Origin of the sequence: Aeromonas sp. S5(2024) (genome assembly GCF_041403025.1) — a bacterium.
In the GTDB taxonomy this organism is placed as follows: domain Bacteria; phylum Pseudomonadota; class Gammaproteobacteria; order Enterobacterales; family Aeromonadaceae; genus Aeromonas; species Aeromonas hydrophila.
The window spans coordinates 1-20,750 of the sequence record NZ_JBGLRI010000006.1; the positions used below are offsets into that span (position 1 = coordinate 1).

At 58.4% G+C, this 20,750-nt stretch carries 17 protein-coding genes and 1 pseudogene; 9 read left to right on the forward strand and 9 right to left on the reverse strand.

The features are described from left to right. The 6 genes and pseudogenes from ACB032_RS13150 to ACB032_RS13175 form a co-directional block, all read left to right on the forward strand. Window positions 1–568: pseudogene (locus ACB032_RS13150) on the forward strand (type VI secretion system tip protein VgrG); the annotation flags it as partial. Next, window positions 568–1,425: a DUF4123 domain-containing protein gene (locus tag ACB032_RS13155; RefSeq protein WP_371138072.1), complete on the forward strand. Its 858-nt coding sequence runs from the start codon at window positions 568–570 to the stop codon at window positions 1,423–1,425. The pseudogene ACB032_RS13150 and the gene ACB032_RS13155, both read left to right, overlap by 1 nt. Further along, window positions 1,422–4,859, forward strand: coding sequence for a toxin VasX (locus ACB032_RS13160; protein WP_371138073.1), 3,438 nt, complete (start codon window positions 1,422–1,424; stop codon window positions 4,857–4,859). Before ACB032_RS13155 ends, ACB032_RS13160 begins: the two co-directional genes overlap by 4 nt. A gap of 432 nt (window positions 4,860–5,291) precedes the next feature. Beyond that, a complete protein-coding gene (locus ACB032_RS13165) occupies window positions 5,292–6,011 on the forward strand; it encodes a hypothetical protein (RefSeq protein ID WP_239053971.1) in 720 nt (239 codons plus the stop codon). A gap of 323 nt (window positions 6,012–6,334) precedes the next feature. Next, complete coding sequence (locus tag ACB032_RS13170; RefSeq protein ID WP_253264637.1) at window positions 6,335–7,243, forward strand: hypothetical protein; 909 nt, start codon at window positions 6,335–6,337, stop codon at window positions 7,241–7,243. 295 nt (window positions 7,244–7,538) lie between these two features. Then, entirely contained in the window at window positions 7,539–9,311 is a 1,773-nt protein-coding gene (locus ACB032_RS13175; RefSeq protein WP_371138074.1) for a hypothetical protein, read from the forward strand. A 144-nt stretch (window positions 9,312–9,455) separates the two neighbouring features. Here the strand turns inward: ACB032_RS13175 and ACB032_RS13180 are convergent, their stop codons facing one another. After that, window positions 9,456–10,340, reverse strand: coding sequence for a LysR family transcriptional regulator (locus ACB032_RS13180; RefSeq protein ID WP_171282335.1), 885 nt, complete (start codon window positions 10,338–10,340; stop codon window positions 9,456–9,458). 109 nt (window positions 10,341–10,449) lie between these two features. Here ACB032_RS13180 and budA point away from each other — a divergent pair, with 109 nt between their 5' ends. Beyond that, complete coding sequence (gene budA, locus ACB032_RS13185) at window positions 10,450–11,229, forward strand: acetolactate decarboxylase (protein ID WP_371138075.1); 780 nt, start codon at window positions 10,450–10,452, stop codon at window positions 11,227–11,229. Window positions 11,230–11,256: 27 nt separating this feature from the next. Continuing rightward, complete coding sequence (alsS, locus tag ACB032_RS13190) at window positions 11,257–12,927, forward strand: acetolactate synthase AlsS (RefSeq protein WP_282465360.1); 1,671 nt, start codon at window positions 11,257–11,259, stop codon at window positions 12,925–12,927. Between the two features lie 97 nt (window positions 12,928–13,024). Here the strand turns inward: alsS and ACB032_RS13195 are convergent, their stop codons facing one another. Together ACB032_RS13195 and ACB032_RS13200 are read right to left on the reverse strand one after the other, a co-directional pair. Next, window positions 13,025–13,597: a DJ-1 family glyoxalase III gene (locus tag ACB032_RS13195; RefSeq protein ID WP_253626663.1), complete on the reverse strand. Its 573-nt coding sequence runs from the start codon at window positions 13,595–13,597 to the stop codon at window positions 13,025–13,027. Window positions 13,598–13,630: 33 nt separating this feature from the next. Then, on the reverse strand, window positions 13,631–14,578 hold the full coding sequence (locus tag ACB032_RS13200; RefSeq protein WP_039214334.1) for a ketopantoate reductase family protein: 948 nt from the start codon (window positions 14,576–14,578) through the stop codon (window positions 13,631–13,633). A gap of 357 nt (window positions 14,579–14,935) precedes the next feature. Here ACB032_RS13200 and ACB032_RS13205 point away from each other — a divergent pair, with 357 nt between their 5' ends. Further along, window positions 14,936–15,418 carry a YajQ family cyclic di-GMP-binding protein gene (locus ACB032_RS13205; RefSeq protein WP_016349839.1) on the forward strand — a complete coding sequence of 161 codons (483 nt, stop codon included), beginning with the start codon at window positions 14,936–14,938 and terminating at the stop codon, window positions 15,416–15,418. A gap of 102 nt (window positions 15,419–15,520) precedes the next feature. Here the strand turns inward: ACB032_RS13205 and ACB032_RS13210 are convergent, their stop codons facing one another. The 6 genes from ACB032_RS13210 to ACB032_RS13235 all read right to left on the reverse strand — a co-directional run bounded on the left by ACB032_RS13210 (window position 15,521) and on the right by ACB032_RS13235 (window position 20,701). Beyond that, the gene (locus tag ACB032_RS13210) at window positions 15,521–16,327 is read right to left on the reverse strand and encodes an outer membrane protein OmpK (protein WP_171282339.1); all 807 of its coding nucleotides are present in this window, start codon (window positions 16,325–16,327) and stop codon (window positions 15,521–15,523) included. A gap of 156 nt (window positions 16,328–16,483) precedes the next feature. Further along, on the reverse strand, window positions 16,484–17,863 hold the full coding sequence (locus ACB032_RS13215; RefSeq protein WP_371138076.1) for an MFS transporter: 1,380 nt from the start codon (window positions 17,861–17,863) through the stop codon (window positions 16,484–16,486). An 85-nt stretch (window positions 17,864–17,948) separates the two neighbouring features. Continuing rightward, window positions 17,949–18,278 carry a hypothetical protein gene (locus tag ACB032_RS13220; RefSeq protein WP_241416618.1) on the reverse strand — a complete coding sequence of 110 codons (330 nt, stop codon included), beginning with the start codon at window positions 18,276–18,278 and terminating at the stop codon, window positions 17,949–17,951. A gap of 116 nt (window positions 18,279–18,394) precedes the next feature. Beyond that, a complete protein-coding gene (locus ACB032_RS13225) occupies window positions 18,395–18,946 on the reverse strand; it encodes a peptidylprolyl isomerase (protein ID WP_005303575.1) in 552 nt (183 codons plus the stop codon). A gap of 15 nt (window positions 18,947–18,961) precedes the next feature. Then, a complete protein-coding gene (locus ACB032_RS13230) occupies window positions 18,962–19,534 on the reverse strand; it encodes a YajG family lipoprotein (protein WP_011705058.1) in 573 nt (190 codons plus the stop codon). A gap of 24 nt (window positions 19,535–19,558) precedes the next feature. Then, window positions 19,559–20,701, reverse strand: a complete 1,143-nt coding sequence (locus ACB032_RS13235) for a methyltransferase (RefSeq protein ID WP_371138077.1) — start codon at window positions 20,699–20,701, stop codon at window positions 19,559–19,561. Between the last annotated feature and the right edge of the window lie 49 nt (window positions 20,702–20,750).

The window sequence follows — 20,750 nt, forward strand, 5'->3', positions numbered from 1 at the left end:
CCAGGCGGCACAGGAAGAGATTTATATCCACGGTCAGAAAGACCTGAACGTGCTTATCGAGAATGATGCCGCTTGGCACATCAAGCACGACGAACACAGGGACATCGACAATGAGCGGGTGACCCGCATCAAGGCCAATGACCATCTCACCGTCAATGGAGAGAAACGCGATCACATCAAGGCCGACTATTCCCTGACCGTGAATGCCAGCCTGCACCAGAAGCTCGGCCAGTCCCTGCTGGTGGAGGCAGGAAGCGAGGCGCACCACAAAGCAGGCATGAAGATAGTGATGGAGGCTGGTGCCGAGCTGACCCTCAAGGTGGGAGGGAGTTTTGTCAAAATCGACCCGAGTGGTGTCACCCTCTCGGGCGGCTCCATCAAGATGAACTCAGGCGGCAGCCCGGGGTCTGGCTCTGGCTGGGGTGGTCAGATGCCGATCCAGCCCGGAGCGGTTGAGGTGGTGGCGCCACCGCCTCCCATGGACCCCGCACGTCAGATCGCAACGCTGAAATCGGCAGAACCGGTCTGTGAAATTTGTGAACAGCTGGCCAAGGGGGAGAGCCAGTAATGGTTTTGCCCGAGTTTGATTTGGCCAAAGGAGAGCACCTTTATCTGCTGCTCGATGGCGGGCAGATCCCCGAGCTTGAACGGCAGTTGTTTGAGGTAACCGATAGCCCTACCTATCAACCTATATATCTCTATGCACCTTGGGATGCCCTGCGAGAAGCCTCTCCCTGCTTGGTTGAGGCGTCATCAGCACTGCTCGATTGGTATGCCCACGGAGAAGAGGGGTGGGGGTATCTCCTTTCCTCGCGGCTCCCGTTATTACCACTCGCGGAGCGGCTACGCCAATTGATCGAGGTCGAAAGCCCTTACGGTAGTTGCATTTTGCTCAAGATGGCTCAACCCGATGGCATGTTTCGCTTACTGATCGATGACGAGCCTTGGCTTTGGCAGGCTATTGAGCAGGTATGGATCCCTGTGCACAAGTTGCTGCGCCCAAACTCCCCTGCCGAATGGTGGAACAAAAAGGTTTCCACGTCGGAACGGCCAGTTGGCAAGTTGCTACGTCTGAGTGATGTCCAGTGGACACGTCTTGGAGAGGTAACCTGGTTGAACACCCTAAATGATATCTGGCGCCATATGGGGAAATGGTTCCCAGAACGTCTGGGTGAACAGCTTGATGCTCGCCAGTGGGTAGCAGAGTGGGCTGAATGGGGCTATGGCAAAGGGTTCGAAAGCCCAAGGGACCTGTTGTTTTTCTTCAATGTACTGGGTTACCTCGGCACTGCCTGGAAGGAAAGTGACGCTTATCCGGCCATCACGGCATTGATCATGCGTACGTCTTCACTCACCCCCTCACAGAGAATTGAGCAAGCCGCCGAGCTCGCCGAGACACAACATAGAATGGGAACTGAGATATGAGTGCTAATCAAGACGCTGCAGCAGCAAGCAGTGCCAATGCTCAGGGGAGCACAAAAACTTGCCCATTGAAGAAAAACAAGATTCAACTATTACCGGTTCGTTATGCGTTGGTTGAACAGAAAACGGTCCATCCAGCCATAGCCAGCAACCATGCTGCCAGCATCAAGTACCGCCCCGTCGGGATCCGATTGATTGACGAGACGAGCTATCTCTATCTGATCCACAGCAAGCGCCCCGATATCATCCATGCCTATCAATTGGCGGAGAACGGGGGCGTTGCCAAGCTGGAGCAGAAAGGGCTGGCATCCGCCTCAGGCAAGGAGGCGTTTGTTTATCAGGAATCGGACTCTACCATAGTGGTCAGTCGTTCCGGTTCTGTGCAGGTGCTTTACAGTCGCACCAAGATCTCGCCCAAGCTGCAAGGCCAGCTGCTGCGCTCCCCCAAGCTGCGTCAAAAGATGATGCAAACCTGCCAGTTGGGCGGTTTTGATTGTCAAAATGGGTCTAGACATCTGCTGCCACCTGAGCCGCTTGAGAAGCATCTGGCAGAGGCACATCCGCAGCAAAGCAGTCATGCCAAAACCGATCAGTGGTGTTGGTTGACCCAAATGCCAAAAACGCAAAGTGCTAGCGTATTGACTAGCAAAATACTGCCTGCTTACCAGGGGGAGGCCGCCATCCTGCTGCTGGAGGATCCGATCGGTCTGATGACAGAGTTGGCCAGCGCCTATCAGGCGATGGTGGAGCAAGAAGAGCTGTGGATGGCCGAAGGTTATAACCGGGCGGATTACTTTGCTGCCGCTCAGTTGCTCCAACTGATTGAAATGAGCGATGACCTCTTGTTGATGCAGTCGGCGGACAATCAAAAGTTGGCCGAGTACAGCAAGGCCCATCCCAACGCGTTGGAGAATCGCTATCGCGGCTATTGGAAGGCCAAGCAAGACTATGAAGCCGCATTGGAGAAGATGAATCGTCCCAGTGCATCGCCGTTTGGCGATAAAAAGACGTTCGAAGCCTATCGTTCCGAGCTGGCCAAGAACGACGTGATGGCAAAGGAAGCAGGCGTCTCCAGCCAAGAGTTAAAGGCGATGTTTGACCGCGCCGGTGAGCAGAAGAAAGACCTGCTCTACGGCGAAAGCTGGATGGGCATGCGGATAGCACGAGGGATCCTGGAGCGTATTGATGAGGAGGCCATGCGCGCCTGGTACGGGCCTGCTCAGGCCAAGGTCACCCATTGGCGGGAAACCTGTTTCCAGCTCGAAACCGACAGGGTTGCCATGTTGCCAGCGGCCTACACGGCCATTCCCGTCTATGACAAAGAGGTACAGGAGCAGTTCAAACGTCGGCTGGAGTTGGAATATCACTGGTTGCTCGGTCTGGGAGACGATGCGGAACACAGACAGAAAGTCAGTGCATTTTTCGCCACCCTCGGTGAGCAGAACACCCATCTCTGGGTATCCAACGCCGACAATATCGCCACCGTTGAAGACTATGACGGGCTTGCAGGAGACATCAACAACGCGCTGGGAGTGAAGGACAGTACCAGTGCTCTGATCGATGGCCTGGCTGGCCTCAAGGAGTTTCAGGCACAGATGGCGGGCATGCATCTCAAGCTCATAGACAGCGTCCCTGCACAGTTGCAAGGCTCCATGAGCAGGCTGGCGTCGGAACTCGGCCGTCTGGCGATCCCCGAGCTGCAAAAAATGGCTGAACGGATATATGCAGCCCAGGGGCAGGCAGATAGCCTGCTGCGCCATGCCAGACCCGGCACTATTGCCATGCTGCTGGGTCAGGCGAAGAATGCGGCCGTCACCCTGGATATTGGCACTCAGAGTGATGCTGGTTACACGCAGTGGCAGCAGAAAACCTTGGGTACGCTGGAGACGCTGCGCGAACGGGCTGACTCTGCCACCACTGCATACAACAAGGCGAGCAAGAGTACCGCCACCGACAGCAAGATTAGAGCTAGCGCCAATGCCGAGTGGGCCGCGGTGCAGCGTGAAAGTGCGGCGCTGCGCGAGCAGGTGTTTGCACACAGCCAGCCGGTGGCCCGTCCCGGCGAGCCACACCCCGTATCCCATATCGTGATCAAGGCCAGCGGTGCGACCCTGACCGAGATAGAAGAGCATTTACGTTTGAGTCGCGCCGCCTTGCGCAACCAGGTGCTGTTTGGCAATGCGGCCAGACCCGCCTTGGGGGGGGCAACCCTCAGCGGCAGCCTGGGTCTGGTGGTGCTGATGGCCAACTGGTTTAACTTCGCCAAGACAGCGGGGGATCTGGCGCATAAGAGCGAGAACACTATGGCACAGAATTTTGATGTATGGTCTTCAGCTCTGGGGTTGGTGGGAGCTGCATTGGCCCTCAGTATCGAAGTGGTGCGCACCGCCGCCTATTGTCGCTGGCTTAACGAGGGGGCAGAGAGCAGCCTAAAGGCGGCCGGTCGGATGGTTACGGTGGGGAGTATGGTAGTCGCTGGCTTTGGTTTCGCATCAGCACTGTTTGATGGCTATAAACAAATTTCTCAGATAACTCGCCATTGGCGCCGGGGAGAGTGGGAGCCCATGGTCGCCTCCGCGATTACCCTGAGTGGTGATAGCTTGCAGACTTATGCCAGCGGCAAAATCGCGTTCGCTGGGGGGCGGATGACCATGGCCGCCATCGCTGGGGAGATCAGCTGGCAGCGGGCCGCCGCCGTCACGCTGCGCTTTGCGGTGCGCTTCAACCCTTATATGTGGTTGGCCAGTGCCCTGATCTTCAGTGGCGAGCTGGCTTACAACTTCCTCTCCTCGACCCCGCTGATGCGCTGGGCCAGCGAGTCCCGCTGGGGCAAACGCGGCATGCTGCCATTTCTGCATGCAAACAAGGAGTGGAAGTACGATATGCAACTGCGCAAGTGGCAGGAGGTGATGCAGACCCCGCGCCTGAGGATTAAGTACAACACCGAGACCAAGACGCAGCAGCGGTTGATGGTGGGCACCATCGTGGATGTGCCGGTACAGCAACGGGTGTTGACTCAGCTGCGTATCCTGCTGCCCATGACAGCTCCCGAGCAGGTTAAACTTGCCGTTCTGGTAAAGAGCGAGGGAAAGCTGGTCGATTTCACCGACCACTTTCGCCAGACTGCTCCTGTTGCTCAGGAAGGGTTGTATACCCGACTCGACTTCGACTGGCCCCAGGATGATGTCAGCAGACGTCGCATGGCGTGGCTGCATCTGGTGGTCTCGGTCACCACGGCGGAGGGAAACAAGTTGTTTGAGGAGCAGGGGGGTCTGCGTTTCTCCCTCAATCTGCAGCAGTTGCAGGGGCTGGAAGAGGCCAAGTTGGCCGGGGATGAGCCGGGCTGGAGCCAGGTGGAAGCGTTGGAGGAGGATGACAACTTCCCCCTGACCCGTGGCAAGATAGTGGCCCAGTTGCAACCCCTGCTGAACCGATAACGAGGACCTATGAAACATTCCCCATTGCCGTTTTTCGCTGGCCAGCACCGCCAGGAACGCCTCGGCGCTCGTACCGTATTCAGCCCCCTGCCGGTGATGACCAATGTGCCGCCGGTACGGCGCACCGACTGGCTGACCAAGAAGCTCCCCCACTATATCGAACTAGGGGGGGCTGGCAGCTCACTTTTGCAAACCCAATTGATGTATTTGTTCTGGGTTCTTGGATTGATTCTTTTCTCTTTTGTATTTTGGGGACCCCCTGGAAATGGCATGAGCAATGGGCATGGCTGGGCTGGTGTTTGGGCCGGACTTTATCAGGAGGTCTGGGTGGGACCAGACCAATGGGTAATGGAATTTAGCTGGATGAACTTGTTAGGCGCCATTATCGGATTGGTTACGGGCCCAGGATTTGCTCTGTTATTTACAGGTAAGTTGTTATGGGAGCATCAGCAGCAGTTGCGCCGGGTGTTGCCATTTCGCTTTCACCGCCAGCGTCGCGAGGTGATGCTGTCGCGTTGGGACAAGCGCACCAAGCGCACCGAAGTCCGGATTTTCCCCTGGGAAGAGATGTGCGCCATGGTGGGAGAGGGCTCTGCGGTGTCGGTGAGTGGTGTCATGACCATGGCGAGCCTGTTTTTTGGTATCAACTCGGACGAGCGACCCGGCCACTTCTGGTCCGGCATGAACGTCGGCACCCTCAGCAAGGAGGTGGGGGCCGGCGAGTGGGAGATGATCCGCCGCTATATGGAAGAGGGGCCCGAGGTCATCGATGAGCCGGCCCCGGTCACCTTTGACGGTATGATTGAGGAGTTTTGCCGGGAGCAGAAGATACCCCGCAGCGCCTTCTCCCCCTTGCGCCGCCTCTGGTGGGAACTGAACGGCACCCGCTTTGGCATACTGCGCATCAATATCCAGAGCCGCTTGCAGCAGCGCTTTGCAGAACGCTACTTCGCCTCTCATCCCGAGCTGGCAGTCTGGAGTGAGCCATTGCCACCCGAGCAGTGGGCCAAGCCGAGCGAGCGGTTGACCCGTTGCAACCAGCTGCTGGCGGAACAATATGCCCAGGGCCGGAACATCTTCACTGTGGGTGACGTGCGTGAGTTGCTGGGGGAGGAGATAACCCCGCAGGCCGCTCAGGCGTTGGCACCCTAATGGATACCATCGTTGGTGGGATGTGACTGCCACCCACCTGACAGCATCGATATAGAGCACGGATGAAACACTCAACATTGCCATTTTTTGCCGGCCAGCACCGCCAGGAGCGCTTCGGCGCCCGTACCGTATTCAGCCCCCTGCCGGTGATGACCAATGTGCCACCGGTGCGCCGCACCGACTGGCTGACCAAAAAGCACCCCCACTATATCGAGCTGGGGGGGGCGGGCGGCTCTCTCTTTCAAACCCAAATACTCTATTCGTTTTGGGTGCTCGGATTCGTTCTTTTCTCTTTTGCATTTTGGGGGCCACCCGACAATGGGATGAGTGATGAACAGGGCTGGGCTGGCGTCTGGGCTGGCAACTATCAGGAGGTCTGGGTAGGGCATAACCAGTGGGTGATGGAGTTTAGCTGGATGAATCTGCTGGGTGCCGTTGTGTTACTAGGAATGGGGCCCGGTTTTGCCTTGTTTTTGACATTAAAAATGTTGTGGGAGCATCAACAACAACTTCGCCGAGTATTCCCGTTCCGTTTTCACCGCCAGCGCCGCGAAGTGATGCTGTCGCGCTGGGACAAGCGTACCAAGCGCACCGAAGTCCGGATTTTCCCTTGGGAAGAGATGTGCGCCATGGTGGGAGAGGGCTCAGCCGTCTCGGTGAGTGGTGTCATGACCATGGCAAGCCTGTTTTTCGGTATCAACTCGGACGAGCGACCCGGCCACTTCTGGTCCGGCATGAACGTCGGCACCCTCAGCAAAGAGGTGGGGGCCGGCGAGTGGGAGATGCTCCGCCGTTATATGGAAGAGGGGCCAGAGGCCATCGACGAGCCGGCCCCGGTCACCTTTGACGGCATGATTGAGGAGTTCTGTCGGGAGCAGAAAATACCCCGCAGCGCCTTCTCCCCTCTGCGCCGCCTCTGGTGGGAACTGAACGGCACCCGTTTTGGCATACTGCGCATCAATATCCAGAGCCGCTTGCAGCAGCGCTTTGCAGAACGCTACTTCGCCTCCCATCCCGAGCTGGCAGCCTGGAGTGAGCCATTGCCACCCGAGCAGTGGGCCAAACCGAGCGAGCGGTTGACCCGTTGCAACCAGCTGCTGGCGGAACAATATGCCCAGGGCCAGAACATCTTCACCGTGGGTGACGTGCGTGAGTTACTGGGGGAGGAGATAACCCCGCAGGCCGTTCAGGCGTTGACCCCTTCACCCCATGAGTCGGTTTGCTCTGCCTAAGTGGGCTCTATCTGCTTCGCAAGGCGAGATGGAAAGATACCTAAAGTTGCAATTATCACTACCAGCTCGCTTGTTCTAGTAGAGAACGACTCAAGGTTATAGACCGGGCCATGACCAGCATAGATGGTGCAGTAGATCCTGAAGCAGATTAGTTATGGGATGAGGATAACTTGGCAAGATATTTTATATCCCATGATGTTTCAGTTTTTACTATTTAGACTCTTAAAGTTGCAATATATTTTTTTGTCAATGTCAGGATTTTATTTTCTCTTACTCCAAGCATCACATCAAGGAGATGTCATTGTTAAGCTATTTTATACCCATCTTAATAAGCCTTATCAAGGCCATGACGTTGCTTTGTTGGTGGTCAGATAACTCTTTGCGTCAGAAGGAAAGGGATGACGCAATTGCTCGATTGAAGGTGAGGGGTAAAACTGCTGATGAGTTATCTGATGCGGATCTGGTTTGGCTGAGAAAGATATACAAACGACGATTTACCGATAGAACTATCTATCAACATGAAGGTCTTTATAACGTGCGTCAATTGGCGCCAGGATGGCGGCAACGTTGGCAGGATACCTGTGTAGGTGACGTGAGGGTGGAGTCTATTTATTGGCCGCCAGCCACTTACAGCGAGGGTTCATCCCGTAGTGTTGTTATCCGGGGTCTTATCTATAAAGATGCGCTCTACGCCGTCAGTGTAGATGGCGCTTTCCTTGTTTCTGAAGTTCGTAAGTCAGAGGAACTGTCCAAACAGTGGGTGCCCAGAGAATGTGATGTTGTCTATCTTGAAGCCTTACATATCATCATTCCTATATTTTCAATATTTACTTTTATTTTCTCTTTCGAAAATAGCATCCCCACTTTGTTAATATTAACTATCCTAATACTCGGTATATTGGGCGGTTATTCATGGATAGTCTTAACATTGCACCGTTTGTTTGTGCTTGATGGACAGTGCTTGCTCCTGCCAGCTAATAGTGTTTTTGGCGAAAGGAAAGTCATCAATGGATACATGGTCAGTGATCCCGCAAAGAAGTTGCAGCCAGGGGAGTGTTATAGACTCCATTGCCAGCTCACTCACCGTGAATTATTTTTCTCCCCAGAGCGAATAAATAATAAAGAATATGTAGATGGTACCCAATCCCTCCTTTTTGGTTCTCGTCAATTTAACTGCGCTTTGGCATTGTTTTTTTTGATTTTGCATATTGTTTTGCTTCACAACCTATACCAGTCACCTGCTTACCAAATCCATACTGGAATTACAGAATATAATAGGGAAATAGCAGTCGATAGCAATAACTTCTCCACGTTATACGATTTGTCATCACAAGACTTTATTCATGTAAGTGGTGTTTTAGCCATTGCAAATGGGGCCGATGATACAGTTTGTCTTCGTGATAAGAGTTCGATCGACATCAAAGGTATAAAAAATTCTGCTCAGCATATCATAGGTATGGATTACAGTGCCGAGTCTGACTTTGAGGGTGCTTTATCAGAGCGTTATCCTGAACTTTATAAATACCTTGTAAATATGAAACTCGGTAAGCAGGTGAGTTGTCCGATCACCGTTCGCGTAACCGGGAAAATTGAATATAATTTTCACACATCTCCAGCATTCATTCTTGAATACATTTCAAAATATGTGGTTGATGATCCCGGGGTTTTAGATAGAAGGATTTATGAAAGCTTTTATGGTCCAGCAGAGTTGGTTACGTCCCCATCTGCTAAAAGACAAGAAGTAAAAAAAGTAATCAGCCCGATAATTAATAATGACATCATTGTTAGTGGTGTTTCACACTATGTTTATGGCGATGAGATTTCAGAAAGATATTCGTTTTCTGGCTTGGTTGTGAGTATAGAAAAAAATCCTGATGGAAGTGTTATTGTTTTTTTGAATGATGAGTTCCATCCAACTCAGGTAGAGGAGGTTGAGAGTGTTTACTATAAGATATTGATCAATATCATCTTGGTTTTCACCTATTTAATAACGTTTCTGGGGTTCCTGATTGGATGGTTCAGGGCGTCGGGAGAATCTCCCAGCATGCCGGCTTCCAGCTCCACATAATTGCTGATTAGCCAAATTGAGCCGGCAAAATATAGCATTATGAGTGCCAAGTCCAAGCTGATAGAGATGTGGTGTAGCCATGAAACCGATAGCTCTTGTCTTTAAAGCTCTCCTCTTTATCATCAAGTTCTACATGACGTTGATTCAAAGCTGGTGCGGGATCAGCCCAATCAGATGCTGCAGGCTTTTTTGACGGGGATGGCGGCGGGTGGCGAGGCTGATGCGGGTGGTGAGCGGCTCGGTAGCGATAGGGTGATAGCTGACGCCGTGGGGATGCAGCTCGCTGACCGAGCGCGGGATGATGGCGACCCCGAAGCCGGCCTGCACCATGCCGACGGTGGAGATCACCTGCGGGCTCTGGCTGCCGAGGCGAGGGCTGAAGCCGGCCCGCTGACAGCGCTGGGTGATGGCGTCGTGCAGCCCGGGCCCGAGCTCGCGAGGGAACAGGATGAAGGGATCCTGCGCCAGCGCCTCGATGGGAATGGCACCACTGCCGGTCAGCGGATGGTGCGGGGGGAGGGCGATCAGCATCTCCTCCTCATCGATCAGGTGGTGAGCCAGCGCCGAGCTGCTGCTGCAGGGCAGGCGCAGGATGGCGGCATCCAGCTCTTCGCTCACCAGATCGCGCACCAGATTGGGCATGCTGTTCTCGATGGGGTGCAGGCTGACCTCCGGCCAGGCCTGGCGAAAGTCGTGGATGAGTTGCAGCACGCTCGGGTGCAGCACGGTGGAGCCGGCAAAGCCGAGGCGCAGCGAGCCCAGCTGGCCACGAGCGATACGCCTGGCCTTCTGCATGGCCTGCTCGGTCTGTGCCAGTATCCCCTTGGCATCCTGATAGAGGCTCAGCCCCGCCTCGGTCAGCTCCACACTGCGGGTCAGCCGGTGAAACAGCGGCGTGCCCACCTCCTGTTCGAATTTGCGGATCTGCTGGCTGAGCGGCGGCTGGGCCATGCCCAGCGCCTCGGCGGCGCGGGTAAAGCTCTGTTTGTCTGCCACGGCCACCAGGTAGCGCAGGTAACGGAATTCCATATCTGGTACGTCTCGAAGCTGATGGGTTTGGATATTGGTATCAAACTGTGATCTTGGTCACTATTGAATCCTGATTTGCCAACCTAACAGGATTGGAGGTGAAATCCAAATGGAAACTAATTCGTCATGTGACTGCGCCATCGAGATCAGCCAGCAGTTTGCCCGCTGGCAGGCTCGCCAGGGGGGCGGCGAGGTCTACCAGAGCTCCCTGATGAGTGCCCTGCTGGCGGGGGTTTACGAGGGGGAGACCACCATGGCCGACCTGCTGCGCCACGGTGACTTCGGCCTCGGGACCTTCAACCGGCTCGACGGCGAGCTGATTGCCTTCGAGCGCCAGATCCACCAGCTCAAGGCTGACGGCTCGGCCCGCCCGGCCCGCGCCGGGCAGAAGACCCCGTTCGCGGTGATGACCCACTTTCGCCCCTGCCTGCAGCGCCGCTTCGATCATCCCCTGAGCCGCGAGGAGATCCACCAGTGGGTGGATCGGTTGGTGGGCACCGACAACGTCTTCGTCGCCTTTCGACTCGACGGCCTGTTCGAGCAGGCGCAGGTGCGCACCGTCCCCTGCCAGAGTCCTCCCTACAAGCCCATGCTGGAGGCCATCGAGGCCCAGCCGCTGTTCTCGTTCAGCCAGCGCCGCGGCACCCTGGTGGGCTTTCGTTGCCCGCCCTTCGTGCAGGGGATCAACGTGGCCGGTTATCACGAGCACTTCATCACCGAGGATCGCCGGGGCGGCGGCCACATCCTCGACTACGCCATGGGCCACGGCCAGCTGCAGCTGTCGGTGGTGCAACACCTCAACATCGAGCTGCCCCGCAATTCGGCCTTTCAGCTGGCCGACCTCAATCCCGCCGATCTGGACCGCGCCATCCGCGCCGCCGAAGGCTGAGCCCTTCGCTTAACAAGGAGTGACATCATGGAAAATCAACACTGGGCCTGTGGGGCCGAACTGGTGGTGCGCCATCTGGAGGTGCAAGGGGTCAAGCAGGTATTCGGCATTCCCGGGGCCAAGATCGACAGGGTATTCGATGCGCTGGAGGACTCCCCCATCGAAACCATAGTGGTGCGTCACGAGGCGAATGCCGCCTTCATGGCCGCCGCGGTCGGCCGGCTGACCGGCAAGGCCGGGGTGGCGCTGGTGACCTCGGGGCCGGGCTGCGCCAACCTCATCACCGGCCTTGCCACCGCCACCTCGGAAGGGGATGCCATGGTGGCGCTGGGCGGTGCCGTGCGGCGGGCTGACGGCCTCAAGCTGACCCACCAGAGCCTGGATACCGTCAGCCTGTGTCGGCCGGTCACCAAGTTCAGTGCCCAGGTGGGCACAGGATCCGCCCTCTCCGAAGTGATGGCCAACGCCTTTCGCAGCGCCGAGCTGGGGCGGCCCGGCGCCGCCTTCGTCAGCCTGCCGATGGACATCATCAACGAGCCGGCCGATGGCGCCATCCTGGTGCCGAGCGCCATTCCCGAGCCGGGGGCGGCCGACGAGCGTGGCATCGATCGGGCGCTGAGTCTGCTGGCGCAGGCCCGCAAGCCGGTGGTGCTGCTCGGCCTGCTGGCCAGCCGACCGGAGAACTCCCTCGCGGTGCGCGCCTTCCTCGACAAGAGCCGGTTGCCGGTGACGGGCACCTATCAGGCGGCCGGGGTGGTGGATACCCACCATTTCGATGACTTCGCCGGACGGGTGGGGCTGTTCAACAACCAGCCGGGGGACAAGCTGCTGCAGGATGCGGATTTGGTGATCTGCATCGGCTACAGCCCCATCGAATACGACCCCGTGCTGTGGAACGGCACCGGTGAGCGCCAGCTGCTGCACATCGATGCGCTGCCGGCGGAGATCGACAGCAGCTACTGCCCGGCGGTGGAGCTGGTGGGTTCCATCAGCGCCAATCTGGCGCGGCTGACCCGGATGCTGCACCAGCCGCTGGCGCGGGATCCGGCCATTACCGCGCTGCTCGGCGAGATCCGCGCCCAGCGCCATCAGCTCGCCGAACATGCCGGCCGGCTGGGGGGCACCCCCATCCATCCGCTGCGCATCGTCAAGGAGCTGCAGGACATCATCGGGCAGGACATGACCCTGTGCGTGGACATGGGCAGCTTCCACATCTGGATTGCCCGCTATCTGTACAGTTTCCGGGCCCGCCAGGTGCTCATCTCCAACGGCCAGCAGACCATGGGGGTGGCGCTGCCCTGGGCCATCGGGGCCGCCATGGTGCGGCCGGGGGAGAAGATCATCTCGGTGTCCGGTGACGGCAGCTTCATGCAGTCGAGCATGGAGCTGGAGACCGCGGTGCGGCTCAAGTCCAACATAGTGCACATCATCTGGGTCGATAACGGCTACAACATGGTGGCGATGCAGGAGGAGAAAAAGTACTGCCGCAGCTCCGGGGTGAGTTTCGGTCCTATCAACTTCAAGGCCTATGCCGAGTCGTTCGGGGCAGCCGGGTTTGCCGTTACCTGCGCCGAGGATTTGCGAGCGACCCTGCGCGCCGCCATGGCGGTGAGCGGGCCGGCGGTGGTGGCCATCCCGGTGGATTACAGCGACAACCATCTGCTGATGGAGCAGCTCAGACCCGAAATGCTCAGTTGAGCCGGATCTGAGGGAGGCTGTGAAGCGGTCCGCCCAACGCAGAGCGCCCCTTGCCAATCGGCAAGGGGCGCTCTGTCATTGCGAGAGGGCAGTTTACTCAAGGAGCGAGGGGGGGCAACACCATGGGGCCGGCCACCGCACGGGCGGCTTCGTCACCGCGCAGCACCCGCACCAGCTCGAGGGCGAACTCGATGGCGGTGCCCGGTCCCTGGCTGGTGATCAGGCGATGGGCCTGATCGGTCACCACCCGCGCCATGCTGAGCTGCGCCGCGGGCAGGCGGGCCTGAAAACCGGGATGGCAGGTGGCACTGGCATCCCCCAGCAGAGCATGGTGTTGCAGCACCACGGCGGGGGCTGCACAGATGGCTGCCCGCCAGCGCTGCGCTGCCGCCTGCTCCTTGAGCAGGGCGATGGCGCGCGGCGTATCACGGATAACCTCGCTGCCGGGCAGGCCGCCCGGCACGACGATGGCCTCGAACGCTTGGTCAGCCAGCTCGTCGAGGTGGCAATCCGCCACCAGCTGCACCCCGCGGGAGGCGCGGATCTGGCGCTGCCCGGCCGGGCAACAGGAGGCGAGCACCACCTCGATGGCCCCACGCACCAGGGTATCGACGATGGCGACCGTCTCGATCTCTTCCGATCCAGGGGCCACCAGTACCAGTACGCTCATCCTTTGCTCCTTGCGTTGGCGAGCCCGCCGGGCTCACTGCTTCTCTTTGATGGCCTGATAGAGACCCTGATTGACCGGCACCGCGATGCCGTGACTGGCAGCCCGGGCCAGCAGGAAGCCGGTGATGGCCTCGATCTCGGTCTCGCGCCCCTGCTCCATGTCCTGATACATGGAAGAGTAATTGTCGGCGGTGAGCTCCACCACCGTCATGACCCGGCGCAGCAGCTCGTCGCTGCCGGTGGGCTGGCCTTCGGCTTGCATCACGTCCGCCACTTCCACGCAGATCTGCTGCAGGGCATCGGCAAAGCGCGGGCCGGCCAGCTCGCCATTCTTGAGCTTGTAGAGCGCGGTGAGCGGGTTGATGGCGCAGTTGACCGCCAGCTTCTGCCACTGGCGCGCCTGGATCTGTTCATCCCAGCCGGCCTGGCCGAGGGCGGCTGCCAGATCGTCAGCCAGGGCGGCGTGGGCTCTGGCCGCCTCGTTGACCGGGCCGAGCCAGGTTTCGCCCTTGCCGGTGTGGCGGAACACGAAGTGGCCGCTCTGCATGGCGCCATGGCTGGTGACGCCGGCGATGACCGGATTGTGCGGGAACAGGGTGACTACCTGCTCGGCGATTCCCATGCCGTTGTGCAGCAGCACGATGGGCACGTCGGTCGCCAGCTGGCCCACCAGCGGAGTCAGCGCCTCGATGACCTGGCCAGCCTTGGTCATCACCAGCAGCCGTTTTACTTGGCCGGGCTGGCTGATGAAACCGCGCTCGATGTTGATGAGCTGGGTGTGGCCCTCCAGCGAGGTGAAGTCGATGCCTGGGTGCAGGGTGGAGCGGTGGCGCTCGCGCAGCAAGACGCGAGTGGCCTGGCCGCTTTGAGTCAACAGGGAGGCGAAGACGCCGCCCAGGGCGCCGCAGCCCAGCAGTGTCCATTGGGGGGAGGAGGTGTGTCGACTTTGTGTCAGGTTGTAATCGCGTGATCCGCTTGGCATGGAGAGACTCAATCAAGGTAGGGGCTGCATTCCAGTCAACCGCCTGCCGGGGATAAGTGAAGATGTCGCCTGGCGGACACCAGAAACGAGTTCATCATCTTGCTGCGAGGTCGTGATCAAGGCTTGTATGAGACTTGCTTATAGGGAACCAGTAGCTCACATATTCATATACATGCCGGCTCCTGCGCAGCGCCTTACCTTGTGGATGACCTCTCGCGGCAGATGTTGAACAGGTTCTAACGGGTCTCGCCATTCCTGTGCGCAGGGGATTCTAGCAGAGCAGCCCCATCGAAATCAGCAAATTTGCCGTAATTCTGGTAGATTTGCCCCCTTATAGCGCAACATGAGGAGCCCACTATGCCGTCATTCGATATTGTCTCTGAAGTCAAAATGAACGAGGTGTTGAACGCCGTCGACAACGCCAATCGTGAACTGGCGACCCGTTTCGATTTTCGTGGTGTCGAAGCCAGCTTCGAATTGAACAAGGAAGAGGTCAAGCTGGAGGCCGATGCCGATTTCCAGCTCAAGCAGATGGTCGAGATCCTGCGCGCTGCCCTGCTCAAGCGCAACATCGAGAACAGCTCCATGGACGTGGGTGACAGCGTTCACTCCGGCAAGCGCTTCCACCTGACCGTGAAGTTCAAGCAGGGTATCGACAAAGAGATCGCCAAGAAGCTGGTGAAGCTGATCAAGGACTCCAAGATCAAGGTACAGGCCGCCATTCAGGGTGACGAAGTGCGCGTCACCGGCAAGAAGCGTGACGATCTGCAGGAGACCATGGCTTTGGTGCGCGGCGCCGAGCTGGGTCAGCCGATGCAGTTCCAGAATTTCCGCGACTGATGATGGCCGGGGGAGGGCACGGCTCTCCCCTGTTACCGGCAGCAAGCCATAAAAAAACCGGAGCAGCTGCTCCGGTTTTTTGTATCCCTGATACCCGTTCGATTAGAACTTGTAGGTAACGGAGAAGTAGTGGCCGAAACCAGTGGTCTTCAGACCGTAGGAACCATTCTGGATGCCGTAGATGTCGTTGAAGTACTTCAGACCGTAACCGACGGCGTAGCGGTCGGAGTGCCAGTACAGGCCGTTGAACATGGCGGTACCGTCGGTGGAAGTGTCCTTGGCATCAAACAGGTGATCCAGGTAACCCTGATAGGCTACGAAGCTGCCATTGGAGAAGGTGTAGAAAGGCTTGAACCAGTTCATGGAGAACTGATAGCCGTTCCAGCCCTGTTCGCCACCGCCTTCGTTAACGTGACGTGCGTACAGGTTCATGCCCATTTTGCCAAACCAAGGCACCATGACGTCTGCACCCAGACCGGTCATGGCTTCGAACAGGCCATCCGGACCACCTACGTTGACCAGGTTGGCGATATAGACCTCTTGCACCGGACCAAAGGAGAGATCTTTGCCGGTCATGGCATCGATGGAGATACGCGGAGCAAATTTGATGAACAGGTTGTCTTGGTTGTGCTTGTCGTCGTGACGGTTCTGGAAGATGTCGAAGACGTCGACGTAACCGTACAGATCAAAGATACCGGAACGGCCACCAAACTCCATTTCGAAGTAGGTATCGTTGTAGCCACCTTCAGCATCCTTGTAAGGCATCTGGTCGATGGTGTGCATGACGTTGAACTGCATCCACTTGTAGTCATTCTTGTGGATGTCACCGCTGTAGTCAGCAGCGAAGGCCGGGGTAGCGGCGGCAGCCAGCAGACCGGCAGCGATCAGAGTCTTGGTAAATTTGGCCATTTTATTGGTCTCTTGTGCGTTAGTTGAGGTTTTCCGTAGCCTGCCCACAAGGAGCGGAAGGGATTCTAGCCAAATAAATTCATCGGAGAAACCAGCACCGGGGAACTTTATTCGGAAGTGTGAATCTAATCACCCCCAATTTTACGCAAACGCTTGCTATTTATCCGATTGCGAGAGCAAGGATCTTCCTCGTTTGGCAACCAGCACGATCAGGATCAGCACCGGAATACCGAGCAGGCTGGTGCTGATGAAAAAGCTGCTGTAGCCGAACTGTTCGACAAAACGGCCGGAAAAACCCGCCAGCAGCTTGGGCAGCAGCAGCATCACCGAGCTGAACAGGGCGTACTGGGTGGCGGAGAAGGCCACGTTGGTCAGGCTCGACAGATAGGTCACGAAGGCGGCCGTGGCAATGCCGGCGCTGAGGTTGTCCAGCGAGATGATCAGGGTCAGCAGCTCGAGGTTGTGGCCCACCTCGTTGAGCAGGGCGAACAGCAGATTGGTGCTGGCGGTGAGCAGGGCGCCGAGGAACAGAATGCGCAGGGTGCCAAAGCGCATCACCAGCACGCCACCCAATGCGGCCCCCACCAGGGTCATGATGACACCGTACACCTTGGTGATGGTGGCCACCTCGGTCTTGCTGAACTGCATGTCCACGTAGAAGCTGTTGGACATCACCCCCATCACCACGTCCGAAATGCGATAACAGGCGATGAGCCCGAGGATCAGCAGGGCCGAGCTGCCGTAACGGCGGAAGAAGTCGGCAAACGGGCACCAGATGGCTTCGTGGCTCCAGGCGCCGAGCCCGGCCAGCGAGGTGGGCCAGCCACGGGCGAGCAACAAGGCCTTGTGGGCCGCCTGCTGCTCATTCTGGCTGGCAAGGTCGATCACCGGTTCATGACAACAGAGGGTGGTGATGACGCCGAGGGACATCAATCCCGCCATCAGCAGATAGGTGAGTCGCCAGCCGTTGTAGTCATAACCGCTGTTGCTGCCGAGCCAGGCGGCCAGCGCCAGTGCGCCGGCGCCGGCCATGATCATCGCCAGCCGGTAACCGGTCATGTAGGAGGCCGCCATGGCCGCTTGCAGCCGCTCGGGGGCCGATTCGATGCGATAGGCGTCGATGACGATGTCCTGGGTGGCAGAGGCAAACGCCACCAGCAGGGCGAACAGGGCCAGCTGGGCGAGCTGGGTCTTGGGATCGCAGAAGGCCATGCCCACCAGTGAGGCGGCGATCAGCAACTGGGAGAACAGCATCCAGCTGCGGCGCCGGCCCAGCCAGCGAGAGAGCAGCGGGAGCGGCAGCCGATCCACCAGCGGTGACCACAGCCACTTGAAGCCGTAGGCCAGCGCCACCCAGCTCATGTAGCCGATGTCGGTCAGGCTGACATCCGCTTCGCGCAGCCAGAACGACAGGGTGCCGAACACCAGCAGCAGCGGCAAGCCGGAAGAGAATCCCATGGCAAACAGGATGAGAACCCGAGTCTCAAGGTAGACGGCGAGCGAGTCTCGCCAGCTCGGTGTACGGACAGTGTTCAAATACCTGACTCCTCTGGGAAAATTGCGCCATTTTGTCAGGTTCGAGAGGGATAGCCAAGGCAAGCCGGGGGTGGCGTTGCGCGATTCAGGGGCGCAGGCCGATGCAGTGGCGCGGCAGCGGCCCGTCCGTGGTCAGGTAATTGGCGCACTCCATCAGCTGCAGGCGCAGCCAGACATCGGCGATGATCTGCTGTTCATCCCATTGATGCAGGCTGTGCAGCAGGTGCCAGAATACGCCCTCCTGCTCGGAGGCCGGGGTCTTGTCAGTGGGAATCTGGGGCAGATCCTGCCAGTGGGACAACAGCTGCCAGCTCAGATCTTCGAGCTGTTGATAGGGGATCTCTCGTGCCAGAAAGTGACGAACCGTCTGGGCCAGCGGGATGGCGTGCTGGGCGATGTAATCATTGCAGGTCACCGGAATCTCCTTCTCCTCTATGTGGGCCTAGTCCCGAACAGCGGGGCAAGGCCAGAGTATAGAAAGGGGCGCCGGCGACCCAGCGTGCGGGGTGGCGGAATGTGATCCGCTCCGCGTTATTTGTCTGCCAGCAGCACCACTTTCTTCAGGATGATGGGGCTGGTGGGCACGTCATTGGCACGCAGGATCGGGCTGTAACCGGTCTGCACCTGGGCCAGCTTGTCCAGCACCTCCATGCCCTGCACCACCTGGCCGAACACGGTATAACCGGCGCCGGCATTGGCGTTGAGGTTGTTGTTGTCGACCAGGTTGAAGTAGAACTGGCGAGTGGCACTGTCGACCGCCTGGGTGCGGGCCATGGCGATGCTGCCGCGCTTGTTGGGCAGGCCGCCCTTGGACTCGTTGACCACGGGATCGAAGGTCGGCAGTTGCTGGAACTGCTGGTTGTAGCCGCCCCCCTGCACCACGAAGTCCTGGATCACCCGGTGGAAGATGCTGCCGTCATAGCTGCCATCCGCCACGTAGCGCAGGAAGTTCTTCACCGTCTGCGGCGCCTGTTTGGACGCCAGTTCCACCACGATATTGCCGTGGTTGGTCTCCATCCTGACCTTGGGGCCGGCGAACGCCAGCGGGGCGATCAGCATGGCCAGTAACCAGAGTTTTTTCATCTATCCGCTCCTCGCTCAGCTTGGCTGACCCTTGAGATAACCGCGCAGGGCGTTGTCCGCCATGATCTGCTGCAGCAGGCTGCCCAGCTGCTGGTTCAGGATGGATTCCAGCTCGGCCATGCTCGGCTCACCCGGGCCTTCCTTGCTGGAGGACATGTTGAACTGCTTGGTCAGCTTGCTGCCCTGGAAATCGGCGATCACCTGCAGGCTGACGCGGGACTTGGTGACATAGGTGAAGGTCTTCTCTTCCACCGTGACTGCAGCGCTGGAGATGGCCAGGGTCAGGTTGGTGGTACCGCTGTTGCCCACTTCCAGCCCCTGGCTGCGCAGTCCTTCCGCCAGCTTTTCGGCCAGCAGGTTGTTGAGCGGCTGTTCGCTGTTGACCAGCACGGCAGCCTTCTCTTTCTTCTTGATGGAGAAGACGTAGGCGGCTTCACGCTTGTCCACCCCTTCCAGGGTGATGCGGTTGCCGGAGTAGTACTGCTGATTGGAGGGGATCACCTGCGGGTTGAGCAGGGCAGTCTCCGGCCAGTGAGTCGCACAACCACCCAGCATCAGGGCGGCCAGCAGCAAGAGTGACTTTTTCATCATGGGTTTCCTTTAGCTTTCTGTTTAGCGTTTGATGGCTTTCAAAATAACGAATTTGCTGTTCGACGCAACGACTTGTGCGTTGGCAAACAGGCGCTTGAGCTTGTTGTGATAATCCAGGTGACGGTTGCCTACTATCCAGAGTTCGCCGCCCTTGGGCAACACCCGATGGGCATCGCTGAACATCTGCCAGGCGATATGGTCGGTGATCGCCTGCAACTGGTGGAACGGCGGGTTGCAGAGGATCCGGTCGACCGAGCCGACCGCCACGCCGTCGAGACAGTTGTTGACCAGGAAGTGGGCGCGGGGCAGGGCAGCCGGCAGATTGTGTTCGACGTTGAGTCGGGCCGAGGCGACCGCCATGTGGGATTCGTCGATGAAGGTCACCTCCACCTCGGCGTCCCGTGCCAGCAGGGAGAGCCCCAGTACGCCGTTGCCGCAACCCAGATCGATAACCTTGCGGGCGCTGTGGATCGGTAGGTTGTCCAGCATGAAGCGGGCGCCGATATCCAGGCTGGTGCGTGAAAACACGTTGGCGTGGTTGTGGATGAGCATGTCGGTGCCCTCCAGCGGCCAGACCGTGGGAAAGGGATTGGCCAGCGCGGGCCGTTCGGCGGGCGTAGCGGCCGGGGTGCAGTGAATGAGACGGGCCTTCTTCCAGGCCAGCGAGGTGCGGGTCGACCCCAGGTATTTTTCAAACAGCGCCAGAGTGGAGCTGTGGATGTCTTTGGCCTTGCCGGCAGCGATGACGCGGGTGGCGGGGGTGGCCACCTGACGCAGGGCCAGCAGTTGCTGCTCCAGCAGCGCCTGATACTTGGAGACCTTGATCACCACCAGTGCGGGGGCATCGGGCAGGGAGGCCAGTGCATCCTGCAGGCGGATGGCATGGGGATCCAGGCCGTTCTCGGCCAGATTGGCCAGGGTGGCCCGCTCGCTGATATGGGAGTCGGTCACGCTGACGGGAGCATGGTCGTGCAGATAGGCGGCCAGCGCGCCGAAGCCGTCGTTCATGATGATGACCGGGCCGTCGTGCTCGAGGGGCTCCTCTGCCAGGGTGTTGATCAGGTACTCGTCTGCGGCGTCCCAGGCCTGCAACGGATCCTGGAGCTGGCGTGGATAGCGATACAGGGTCAGGCGACAATGGGCCGTGTCGAGAAGGGTTTGCATAGGCGAAGTGTCCAGCTGATTCATGTAACGGGCGCCGACGGGGCGCAAA